The 12361-nt window shown below is 33.4% G+C and carries 9 protein-coding genes and 1 pseudogene; 5 read left to right on the top strand and 5 right to left on the bottom strand.

The window, feature by feature from the left end:
* The 4 genes and pseudogenes from CLAVI_RS02975 to lon form a co-directional block, all read right to left on the bottom strand.
* Complete coding sequence (locus CLAVI_RS02975; protein ID WP_194844112.1) at positions 1-960, bottom strand: tyrosine-type recombinase/integrase; 960 nt, start codon at positions 958-960, stop codon at positions 1-3.
* A 40-nt stretch (positions 961-1000) separates the two neighbouring features.
* On the bottom strand, positions 1001-1909 hold the full coding sequence (locus CLAVI_RS02970) for a ribonuclease Z (protein ID WP_194844111.1): 909 nt from the start codon (positions 1907-1909) through the stop codon (positions 1001-1003).
* A gap of 198 nt (positions 1910-2107) precedes the next feature.
* Positions 2108-2794 (bottom strand): hypothetical protein, encoded by a 687-nt coding sequence (locus CLAVI_RS02965; RefSeq protein ID WP_194844110.1) that lies wholly within the window; start codon positions 2792-2794, stop codon positions 2108-2110.
* 231 nt (positions 2795-3025) lie between these two features.
* Positions 3026-5473: pseudogene (lon, locus tag CLAVI_RS02960) on the bottom strand (endopeptidase La); the annotation flags it as partial.
* Between the two features lie 307 nt (positions 5474-5780).
* Between lon and CLAVI_RS02955 the strand changes: the two are divergent.
* From CLAVI_RS02955 to CLAVI_RS02940, 4 genes are all read left to right on the top strand, one after another.
* On the top strand, positions 5781-6416 hold the full coding sequence (locus CLAVI_RS02955) for a hypothetical protein (RefSeq protein WP_194844108.1): 636 nt from the start codon (positions 5781-5783) through the stop codon (positions 6414-6416).
* Between the two features lie 188 nt (positions 6417-6604).
* Positions 6605-6781, top strand: a complete 177-nt coding sequence (gene rpsU, locus CLAVI_RS02950; protein WP_194844107.1) for a 30S ribosomal protein S21 — start codon at positions 6605-6607, stop codon at positions 6779-6781.
* A 41-nt stretch (positions 6782-6822) separates the two neighbouring features.
* Positions 6823-7998, top strand: coding sequence for a molecular chaperone DnaJ (gene dnaJ, locus CLAVI_RS02945; RefSeq protein ID WP_194844106.1), 1176 nt, complete (start codon positions 6823-6825; stop codon positions 7996-7998).
* Positions 7999-8021: 23 nt separating this feature from the next.
* On the top strand, positions 8022-10046 hold the full coding sequence (locus CLAVI_RS02940) for an alpha-ketoacid dehydrogenase subunit alpha/beta (RefSeq protein WP_194844105.1): 2025 nt from the start codon (positions 8022-8024) through the stop codon (positions 10044-10046).
* Positions 10047-10085: 39 nt separating this feature from the next.
* On the opposite strand, the gene CLAVI_RS02935 is transcribed toward CLAVI_RS02940, so the two are convergent.
* Complete coding sequence (locus CLAVI_RS02935; protein ID WP_194844104.1) at positions 10086-11624, bottom strand: ComEC/Rec2 family competence protein; 1539 nt, start codon at positions 11622-11624, stop codon at positions 10086-10088.
* Here CLAVI_RS02935 and CLAVI_RS02930 point away from each other — a divergent pair.
* Entirely contained in the window at positions 11589-12356 is a 768-nt protein-coding gene (locus tag CLAVI_RS02930; RefSeq protein WP_194844103.1) for a hypothetical protein, read from the top strand. The two genes, CLAVI_RS02935 and CLAVI_RS02930, sit on opposite strands and share 36 nt — an antisense overlap.
* The last annotated feature ends 5 nt before the right edge of the window (positions 12357-12361 follow it).

Here is a 12361-nt window from a genome sequence, read left to right as displayed (position 1 = left end):
TTAGGCTCTTGGATGAGTTTTATCATAGACCTGTTTTTTCATATCTACTGATATGTGAGTGTATAAGGTAGTAGTTGATAATGATGAATGACCTAGAATAAGCTGAATAGTTTTAAGGTCCATCCCATTTTCTAACCAATGAGTAGCAATGGTATGTCGAATAGTATGGGGAGTAATTTTACCACTAAGTCCACTTAACTTAAGATAATAAGAAAAATTTCTATCTATGGATCGAGTGGTTAGGGGTCCTCCTCTAGAATTGAGGAAAATAATTTTTTTTTCTCCAAATTCTAAAGAGTGTCTTTTGGGATGCTTTAAGTATAAAGAAATCCATTGAGTAGCACATTCAGTTATAGGGATCAGGCGTTCTTTTTTCCCTTTACCTCTGATTTTAATCAATAATTCATCAGGATAAAAATGATTCAATTGAAGGTTAGCTAGTTCGCTGATTCTAACGCCTGAACTATAGAATAATTCCATAATAGCGCGATCTCTGAAGCCTTTTATTGTTTCTATATCAGGTTGTGATAAAAGTATTTCTACTTGTTTATAGGATAGTGAAATAGGAAGTTTTTTAGACGTTTTTGGCCCTTTAATCGAGAAGACAGGATTGATCTCAATGAATTTATTAGTCATGCAAAATAAAAAAAAAGATCGAATAGATGCTAAAATTCGAGCGATTGTGCTTTTTTCATACTCTTTAAGCTGAAGAGAACAAAAAAATTCTCTAATGAGTTGTTTTGAAATATTTTTTAAAAATAATGGATTATCCTCAGGCATAGCTTCAAAATAAGAAGAATAGGGAGTAATTTTATGAGATAACCACGAAATGAGTTTATATTCATGTTCAATAAATTCTTTTAATCGGTTTAGGTCAATAGCATAATTTCTTAAAGTATGTACTGATGCATGACGAACATTTTTTAAATATTCAAAAAAAAGAAAAGAATTTTTTAGCATAACATAGTGACCATGGTGATCAAGCGTACTATAAAAATTTTTATTTTTTCGGAAAAGGAATAACTTTTAGGTCTTCAGCAATGTGGATGTTTGGAAATATTGCAGCAGCTTCTTCAAAAAATAAAGAAAGGTCGCGATAACGAGCAGAAAAATGAGTAAGAACAAGTTCTTCTACATTTGCATCTTTTGCAATGCTAGCTGCTTGTGCAGCAGTGAGATGGAAATGATTACGAGCTAAATGTTCATGCTCGCTAAGATAGGTGCTTTCACATAGCAATAAGCGCGCATTTTTGGCAATTTGTACTGTTTGAGGACAAAGAGCTGTATCACTGATAACAGCAACAGAATCACCTTTTTGAATCCAGCTAACATCATCTAGTTGAACAATTCTATCATTTATTTTTAAAAATCCTTGTTCGCTAAGCAGGCGGACTGCAGGACCATGAATTCCCGATGCTTTTAGAGCAGCAGCATCAAATCTTCGAACATCAGGCTCTGTAATTCTCCATGCTATATTTTCTACACCATGATCTAAAAAGACAGCTTCTATTAAAAAATTTTTTAAGTCTTCTACAACACCTTCTTCAGAAACAGGATGTTCTATTACAGTAATAGTTTCATGATACATGGTGCCATAACGCAGTCTATCAAAAAATTTTTTACCTGACGCAGGATAATAGCAATGAATAGTATGACGAACTTTATCTAGATTTAGACGCATTAGCATAGACCCTAGACCAAGGCAATGGTCACCATGGAAATGACTAATAAAAATACGAGTTACTGTAGGGGGTGCTATATTGGCAAAGATAAACTGTCTTTGAGTGCCTTCTCCTGGATCAAATAAAAGTCCCTCTCCATTCCAGCGAATTAAATAAGCGCCATGATTACGTTGTCTAGTGGGTTGTTGGCTGGAGGATCCCAGGATAACCAGTTCTCTTAAACTCATATAATTATAATAGGAGGAGCAAAAATGTTAGCTTTGCTGTAAATAAAAAAAAATTAAATATAGTGTCTAAAAGACCTATATCTTTAGGTTGAAACAAGAGAATCTTATCCAGCACCTTATTAAAAAACAAGCTTAATGGTGAGAGTGAAAAATAAGTCATTGTCCTAAAAGGAAAAAAATATTTGAATAAATTTTTTCTTAAAAAGAAAGGTTAGATAGTTCTGGAAGGGATTGTAATGAAGAAGAACTAGATTTAATTAATGGCAATAGAGTTGTTTCAAGAGGATTATCAGGTAAGGAAATTACAACATCTATAGAAGATCTTTGTGAAATTGGACTATTAGGTATAAGCATTTCTTTAGTTAAAAGAGGTGAATTTTCTGAAGCAAGAGATAAAACTGGAGCAAGTATAGCATGATTATTTTCAGAAACACTATCTTGGTCAGAATGTTGTACAGGTAGAGAAAAAAGAGGTTTTTGATGAAAAGGAGGCGCTTTTTTTCTACGAGGATGTTTAATCAGGCGGGTGTTTTTTTTAATAGGCTCTATTGGTCCAAGAGTTTCTGGTTGAAGAGGAGAATGCTGCTCTAACTTTTTTAATGAAAAGCCATTAGCTTTTGCTGTTTTATGCTTATGGGTATTTAAAATAGCTATGATAATAAAGGGCAAGATCCATCCAGGCAAACAATAAACAGGGGACATTACTGGAATAAAATTAGGAATAGAAAGAACAGCTAAAACAAAAGTAACTAAAACTATAATGACGAGACAAATCAAGCAAATGCGAATACCAAGATCACATAGTGCAATTTTTGATAAAGCAGCTGAAGAAAATTCAGGAACAGTGGTAGCAGGATTTGCTGATGATGTAATAGGTGATGCCATGAAAGCTTATAACAATCAAAATATTAGATAGAGTTAAAAAAAAAATTAAGAAAACTCTTATTTTAATCTCTTTGTATGTAAGTGCATTAAGTTAAAATCTTAAAGCATAAAAGGCTATATTTTTTTCATGAAAAAATGAATAGCCATTTATTTTGTGCAATAATTAAAAATATTTCGAGAAGATTTTTTCTTTGTGATGGATGCTTTTTTTTCTAAAATTACCTCATCACTAGGAAAAGCGATCTTAAAAACTTCATCATAATGTGAAACAAACAAGATGGTGAGATCTTTTTTAAGATATTCTGGTAGTTCTGCATAATCTCTTTCATTATCTTTAGGAAAGATAAGAGTGGTAAGATGAGAACGACGTGCTGCAATTAATTTTTCCCGAATACCACCTACGCCTAATACACGACCTGTAAGAGTAATTTCTCCTGTCATGCCTAGATCATGTAAAACAGGAACATCTATTAATAATGATAACAGTGAAGTCACCATGGTAATCCCTGCTGATGGACCATCTTTTGGAGTAGCGCCTTCAGGAATATGTACATGTACTTGAAAGCGATCAAAGAATGTATGGCCAGGGGCATATTTATGTATAGCGCTATGTAAATAGCTCCAAGCAATTTGTGATGATTCTTTCATTACATCGCCAGCTTGCCCAGTTAGCATCATTTCAGTTTTTAGAGAAGAAACTTTAATAGTTTCAATATATAAAGTGGCCCCACCCATAGAAGTCCAGGCAAGTCCTGTTGTTACTCCAACAGGATTGTTTTCATAAAACCGATCTGCAGAAAACATAGGCTTGCCTAGGTATTCTTCAATGTTGCTAGGAGAAATGGTATATTTCAGTTTTTTTGTATCATTATTTTCTTGTCTTTTGACAATTTTATGAGCAATCTTTCTTAAAATCTTTTTAATCGTATTATCTAAATTGCGAACGCCAGCTTCTCTTGCATAGTTATTAATAAGGATGGGAAGTGAATCTGGAGAAAAAACAGCTAAGTCTGTCTTTAAGCTCATATCTTTTCGTGCACGAGGAATAAGATATTTTGTTGCTATCTCTACTTTTTCTTCAAGAATGTAACCAGATAATCTTAAAACTTCCATTCTATCTAATAATGGTTCAGGAATAGAATCTAAAACATTAGCAGTAATAATGAATAATACTTGAGAAAGATCAACCCGTGCATCAAGGTAATGATCAAGAAAATCTTTGTTTTGTTCAGGATCTAAAACTTCTAGTAAAGCAGAAGCTGGGTCCCCATGATGACTATTTCCAATTTTATCAATCTCATCGATCATGATAACAGGGTTCATGGTTTGGGTATGCTTCAAGGCTTGTACTGGTTTTCCTGGCATGGAGCCAATATAAGTGCGACGGTGTCCTTTGATTTCTGCTTCATCTTTCATGCCGCCAACAGAAAAGCGATAGAATTTTCTATTGAGTACTTTAGCTATACTTTTGCCAATGCTAGTTTTTCCAACACCAGGAGGTCCAACAAGGCATATAATATTACCTTTAAGTCCACCAGAAAGTTTACCAACACTAATTAATTCAAGCACACGTTCTTTAATGTCTTCAAGTCCATAATGATCTCGACTAAGGATTTTTTCAGCTTTTTTGAGATCATGAGATTCTTTAGTTAAAGTGCCCCATGGTAGAATAGTTAGCCAATCTAGATAATTTCTACAAACAACATATTCTGCAGATGCAGTCTCTAATGTTTGAAGTTTTTCAATTTCTTCTTGAATAACTTCCATAATATGTTCTGGAACATGCTTTTTCTTAATTCTATCAGAAAATTTTTCAGCATCAATGAGACGGTCTTCTTTTTCCATCCCAAGTTCTTTTTTTATAGTCTTAAGTTGCTCTCTTAAAAAAAATTCTTTCTGGCTTTTGGTAATAGTTGCTTCAATTTTTTGATTAATACTGCTTTGAAGCCTACTAAGATCTAATTCTTTTTTTAATAAGATAAGTGCTTTGTCTATACGGGAATGCATGTCAAATGCTTCAAGAATTTCTTGAAGCGATTCGCGAGTTGCTGTTGTTAAAGCAACAGCAAAATCAGCAAGTTTTCCTGGTTCAGTAAAATCAGAATGTCCTAAGAAAATTTGTAATTCTTCTTTAAAAAGAGGATTGAGTTTGAGAAGTTCTTTAATTACAGAGATTACATTAATAGAATAGGCTTTAATTTCATCAGTAATATGCTTGCTAGTAGGATAATAGCGAACTTTTGCTTTGAGTAATTTATTTTTCAAAGGCGCTACAATTTCCATGCGCTCTTCCATATTCAGGACAACTTGAGCGCTGCCACCTTCTACTGGAATAATACGAAGTATTCGAGCAAGCACGCCAACTTTGTGTAATTGGGGAAAGCCTGTTTTATAAATATTGGCAGTTTCTTTTTTAGTAAGAAGTAGTCCAATATATTTTTGAGAATCTTTAGCAACTAATTTTAAAGCTTCATAATAAGGACCAGGCTCTATAAGTATAGGTGCAGCCATTCCAGGAAAGAAAGGTCGTCTATTTATGGGGAGAATAAAAACTTCTTCAGGAAACTCTCCAGCAGCAGCTTCATCTACTTCATCAAAAGGGCTATTTTCATCAGAAGCGATCAATTCTTGAAGAGGATCTTGTAGATCGGGGTCGTTTAAATCTTCTTTTTCGTCCATTTAACCTCTACCGGTCTTAAAATATGGGACAGAAAACCAAAAATGATAGAAACTTTAAAGAGTCTCCTTCTAGGATTTAAAGAGCTTTTTTGAAACAAAATGTTTCTACTCAAAATCCATTAATTGGTGCATAGTCCAGGTTTCCTATAGGTTAACATAACAGCCTTTTTGGATATAAGGATAAAAAATTGAAATGAGAGCCTTTTAGTTTTTGTTGTATATAAATAAATATGTTTTTACATACAACTCTTTGATCACAAAGGTTAAGAATTTTTCTAATATATTGACTTTTTGGAAGAGGTTCTTTATGAAATTCCTATTGGTGGATACAGCTTCTTTTTCTCCTTCTTTTACTTTTATAAAAGATGATGAACCAGAGCATATATTTTTTTTACAGGCCACAGGTCGAGGTACTGAAGAATTAAGTGCATGTTTTTTACAAGAGATAGAAAAATATCCTGAATTTATGCCAGAAAAATTATCTGGCATAGGTGTTGTTGCAGGTCCTGGACCATTTATTGCTTTGCGCACTGGAATGATGTTTGCGCGTGGTTTGGCTTTTTCTTTGAACATTCCTTTAATAGGGGTTTCTACATTTAGTGCTTTTATCCCAAGTCAAGAAGGTTCATTTGCAGTTGTAATGGAAAATGGTACACAGGGCGCTTTTATTTCTTTTGGCTATCATAATATAGATAATACTGTTTTTAATGGCAGCCCATGTTTTTATGCTAAAGATGAATTAAAAAAAATTCTGATCAGCAAAAAAATTACACAAGTTGTGAGTATGGGAGGTTCTAGGGTTAAGGAATGGCTAGAAGATAATTTTTTTTTAGAAACAGTAAAGCCCAATATTAAAATTTGGAAAGCTGAATTGTTTAAACAATTTATAAGTAAGAGTACTGGGTCGATTATTCAACCATTTTATTTAAGAAAGTCTTTATAGAAAAGATTTTTAAGATTTGTTCTTATCGTTAGTATCCTACAATTATTGAAGGGGTGGCTATAAAGTTGAACGGTAATATGGTTAAGTGATATGATACCTAGCTTTTTGAAAGCGTCTCTTTTGTCAAAGTATGTAGAGAGCGGTCAAAGCAATAATAAAACAAGTAAGGTAGGAAGTAAGGTAGCAAAATGCCAAGTGTAAAAGTAAGAATCGGTGAGCCTGTAGATAAAGCTTTGAGAGCGTTAAAGAAAAAGCTTGATAAGGAAGGCGTGATGAAATCAGCTAAAGCACATCGATTTTATGATAAACCTTCTGTTAAAAAACGAGCTAAATCTAAAGCTGCTGCAAAATATCGTAGTAGATAATCAAGCTCTTTAAATAGGAGAGAATTAAGATTAGGTAGTTTATGGATTATTATAATGTATTAGGTATTGATAAAACAGCTTCTTCTGAAGATATCAAAAAAGCCTACAGAAAGCTTGCGATCAAATATCACCCTGATAAAAATTCAGGTGATGGTGAAGCTGAAAAACAGTTTAAACAAGTTTCAGAAGCTTATGAAGTGCTCAGCAATCCACAAAAACGAGCTTCTTATGATCAATATGGTAAGGAAGGCGTATTTGGTGGCCAAGGTGGCTTTGCTCAGGGAGCAGGAAATTTTGGTGGTATGGAAGATGCACTCAAAACTTTCATGAATGCTTTTGGTGGTTTTGGTGGTAGCGGAGAATCTTTTTTTGATTCTTTATTTGGTGGTTTTGGTGGAAATGGGCAAAAAGAAGCTCAAACAGCTGAAGTTAATCGTGGCGCAAGTAAGAAAATTAATTTAAAAATTTCTTTTGAAGAAGCTGCAAAAGGAATTGAAAAAGAAGTAGCAGTGACTGGATTAATAGTATGTAATTCTTGCCAAGGTAAGGGTGCAGCATCTGCTAATGCGGTTAAGGCATGCTCTCGTTGTAATGGTTCTGGACAAGTTGTTCAAAATCATGGTTTTTTTGCGATGGCTTCAGTTTGTCCAGGATGTTCTGGTGAGGGGCGAGTAATTACAGATCCATGTAAATCATGTAAAGGTCAAGGAAGAGTTAAAGACAAAAATCGAGTGATGGTTAAATTACCGGCTGGTGTTGATTCTGGAATGCGACTTTTAATGGAAGGATATGGAGATGCAGGAAAACATGGAGCTCCGGCAGGGGACCTATATATTTATATAGAGGTAGCAAAGCATTTAGTTTTTGAAAGACATGGTGATGATATTACCTTAGATTTACCAGTAGGTTTTTCGGAAGCAGCTTTAGGAGCAAAGAAAGAAGTTCCGACTTTACTAGGATCTTGTAGACTTACTCTTCCAGAAGGTACTCAAAGTGGGACTGTTTTAAGAATTAAAGGGCAAGGTTTTCCAAATGTTTATGGTAAAGGACAAGGAGATCTTTTAGTTAAGATTGTTTTAGAAACACCGACTCGTTTATCAGCTGAACAAAAAGAAATCTTGGAAGCATTTGCTCGATCTGAGAAAGTGGAGAATTTACCTAAAAAACGAAGCTTTTTAGAAAAAATTCGATCTTTTTTTGGTGACTTTAACTCTTAAAAAAAAGTTTGTGAGTAATCTTCATGCAAGAAATTCCTTATGAGCAAAGAAAACATCTCTTATTGGAGATGTTTTCTTTAGTATGCCAATCTCGTGCAGCTGACGATAAAATGTTTAAGCTAACTCGACAGAACAAAGGTGGAGGATTCCAGCTATCTTGTGCTGGTCATGAATTAGTAGGTATTGCTGCAGCAAAATTATTAAAGCCTGGTGTTGACTGGAGTTTTCCTTATTACAGAGATCAAGGATTTGTTTTAGCTATTGGTGCAGATATAGGTGAATTATTTGCAGTATTACTAGGGCGTGCTTGTAAAAATCATTCTTCTGGGCGAATGATGCCCCATCATTATTCTCATAAAAATTTACGTATTTGTTGTCAATCTAGCGTGGTAGGATCTCAGCTTTTACATGCTGTTGGTCGTGCTTGGGCTATCAAACAATCAGGAGAAAAAGAAGTTGTATATGTTTCTGTAGGAGATGGAGCAACATCACAAGGTGATTTTCATGAAGCTTTAAATTTTGCGAGTATTCATCGTTTGCCTATCATTTTTGTTGTTCAAAATAATGGATGGGCTATTTCAGTTCCCATAGAAGAACAAAGTGCAGGACAGCGTCTTTCTCATATTGCTCATGGTTATCATGGATTGCAGATTTTTGAATGTGATGGATCTAATCCTGAAGAATTATTTTCTGTTTTCTCAGAAGCTATAGATGGGGCTAGAAATAAGTATAGTCCATCAATTATTTATGCATCAGTAGTACGATTAGAATCGCATAGTAATAGTGATGATCAACGTAAGTATAAAACTAGTATTTTATTAGAAGATGAAGAAAAAAAAGATCCTAAAAAATCTTTCAAGCTTCTTTTAAAAAAATCTTACGATGTTACTGATATAGAAATTTTACAAATTCAAAAAACAGCTGAAGATGTTGTAGAAAAAGCTGCATTAGAAGGAGAAGCAGTTGCATTTCCTGACGCAGTCACTATTAATGATAATTTATTTTTTCAACACAGTGAGCAACATCAATTTTCTCAAGAAGAAACACCCTTGGGTGTTCAAATGGTTATGAGAGATGCGATAGCAGAAGCTATTGATGAAGAAATGGCTAAAAATTCTCATGTTGTTGTTTTTGGAGAAGATGTTGCTGGAGAAAAAGGTGGAGTTTTTGGCGTTACTCGGGGATTAACGCAAAAATATGGAAAAAATCGCTGTTTTAATACTCCTTTGGCAGAATCAACTATTATTGGTGTCGCTATTGGTATTTCTTTTGATCCAAAATGGAAGGCAGTTGCAGAAATTCAATTTTCTGATTATGTATGGCCAGGCATTGATCAATTATTTAGTGAAGCGGCAAGTATTTGTTATCGCTCTAATGGAGAGTGGCATATTCCTGCAGTTTTTCGTATGACTTCAGGTGGGTATATTCAAGGGGGCCCCTACCATTCTCAAAGTATAGAAGCATTTTTAGCTCACTGTCCAGGATTAAAGGTTGTTTATCCAAGTAATGCCCGAGACGCAAAGGGCTTATTAAAAACAGCTATACAGGATCCTAATCCTGTAATATTTTTAGAGCATAAACTTCTTTATCAACGAAAGAAATTTTCAGCAAATGTTGTTGGTTCTTCATCAGATTATATTCCCTTTGGTAAAGCAGCTATTGTTAAAGATGGTCAAGATGTGACTGTTGTTGCATGGGGAGCTGCATTAGTAATGAGTTTAGATGCAGCTTTATTACTAGAAGAAGAAGGTATTTCTGTAGAGGTTATTGATCTTAGAACTATCGTTCCTTGTGATATTGAAACAGTGATTAATTCTGTGAAAAAAACAACCAAATTGCTTGTTGTGCATGAAGCTCCAAGTAATGCTGGTTTTGCTGCAGAAATTATAGCTCAAATTATGGAAAAAGCATTTCATTATCTTGATGCTCCAGTAAAACGTGTCTGTGGGACTAATACGCCTGTTCCTTATAGTAAAGTTCTGGAAGATGCAGCTCTCCCACAGACAGGGGAGATTATTCAGGCTTTAACTGATCTCGCTAACTTTTAATCCATTCGCAAAGAAAAAATTTAAAACTTTCAATATTTTTTATTTAATATCTTTTAAAAACCCTTTGTTGAAGGGTTTTTTTTGTGTTTGCAAGATTATACCTAAAAGAAGAATGAGTGTTAGTGATAGACAGAGAGTTAAAGGAGTCATTTTAATATATATTTTTTTGAATAATAGAGGAGGAAACTCAACCATCAAAAGAATCTTATCTGTTACATAACTTGTTAATGAAAATAAATAAGTACTGTTCATAAGCGTTGCTATCAAAAATAAAAAAACAGTCAGTAAAAAAAATGGAGGCAGTACTAGATTATAGAAGAAGGTTGCTAAAGGTAATGAGCCAAATTGGTGAAATAAGAGAGGTAAAATCATAAAATGTACAGCGCAACTTAAAGATAAGGTTTCTGCGCAATAGATTAATAACGGTTTAATATATGGAGTTAATTTAGGAAATGGAACGAGTTCAGGGTGTAATAGAAAGTGAAAGATAGTAGATATAAAAGGATAAAAAAATAAAATACCAGCAGTTGCTCCAAAGCTTAATTGCCATCCAGTATACAGACAAAATGATGGATTAATCATTAAAGTAATTATAGCAGCGTACCCTAGACGGCTTAAAGAGGTGATAGGTCTTTCTAAAATAATTCCTCCTATTAAAAAAAATTGACTGGCCCATGCTCGGGTTGATGAGGGATTTGTTCCAAAAAACCATAAAAGAAAAGAGCAGGGGAAAAGAAGTATTATTGCTAATTTTTTGGGTGCTATGAAGCCTTTTAATAAATGACGTAAAAAGGTTAGTACTAGTGAAAAATGTAATCCAGAGACCACTAGAATATGCGAAAGACCTAGATTCTGCAGTTCTATATTCAAACAAATATCATCAATCGTAGCACTAAAAAGGGCTGTGAAAAAAGAACAAGCATTTTTTTTAATTATTCTTTTTTTTATAAATTTTTCTAATTGATTATGTAATTTTAGATTGATGCTTTGTAAGCAGAAATGAGTTTGTATTCTCTGAATGATTGAGTGATTAAAAATAAAAATAGTTTTGTTTTTAATTTTTAATTTACATTTGATATTATAATCATTATTTGTTGAATAAATATGAAAAGAGTGAAAAGAAGCGTTCTTATTGTAATACATGTGATTATTAGTATTACAAAAAGTAATAAAACGCCCGTTATAGATATATCCTCTTTTCCCTAAAGTTCGAATGTTTGTGATGCGAAAAGTACCTATTCCTTCTGTTGGACAGGGGATTGTGTTTTTAGATTCTTGATTAGAAACAAAAGACAAAGGAATTAAAAAACATAAAAAACTTTTTATAAACAGGTCTTTAGGGATAAGTAAAAATAATAATGTAATGGGGAATAGGGTTAAAATGTACTTATGGGCAAATAAAGATCCTAATAGCCAGGCAGAACCAAGTAAAAAACCAGGATGACTGGTAAAAAAATTATAAAAAATAGAAAGAATAGAAAACTTCCATTCATAAAAAGTTTTTTTTAATGAAAAAAGTGATCGATTCAGGGAGTAAGTAAGATGTTTTCTGAGAAAACCAGAGATCAAATTTTTCATAAAATTCTTTTGGTCAATGATATTTCTATAAATTCCTGGGAAGAGGTTTCTAAAGAAATTTCATTATTACCAAGGGGCTGGTTTGAGTTAGCCCATCTTTCAAGAGAAGATCGTATCTTATTTACACGAGAATTTTGGTTGTTACGTCTAGGGGATGAAATATCAAGCGTAGATGTCCTGGAAAAATTAAATATATTTTTTGATAACATGGAAGATATTTCTATTTACGCTATCCAACATCTTGAAAATCAAGGGTATGAAGTTAGGATGGTATACAGCATGCGCCATGCTGGATTTTTTTTCCAGGGAGGACCACCAGCTTTTTCACTTTCTATTGAACAGCTCAATCAAAAATTTGATAATATTTTTCCAAAAGATTACTTAGCTTTTATGGGAATTCATGATGGATTTGGAAATTGTGAAGATGTGGGTATTATTCCTACAAAAGAAATGGCAAAGTCTTATCAAAAATTTCAGCAATTTCTTTCTTTAGGAGAAAGAAAATACAATGGAATTTCTTTAGATAAGATAGGATTAATTCCTTTCTATGAATCAGTAGATCTTTATTCTTATCAGTGCTTTTCTATGAATAACATTCTAGCAAATGGTGGAATGGCAAATATAAATTTTTCTTCAACTGATTTTGAATCTAACGAGAAAGGATATACGAGAAAAAGTTGTAAATTTCTATCATTTCTCTCATGGTTTGTTTCATATATAGAACAAGAATAATATTT

The sequence above is a fragment of the Candidatus Clavichlamydia salmonicola genome, from assembly GCF_015356765.1.
Classification (GTDB): Bacteria; Chlamydiota; Chlamydiia; order Chlamydiales; family Chlamydiaceae; genus Clavichlamydia; species Clavichlamydia salmonicola.
The sequence above is the reverse complement of the archived record's forward strand: the minus strand, read 5'-3'. Positions and strand labels throughout refer to the sequence as shown.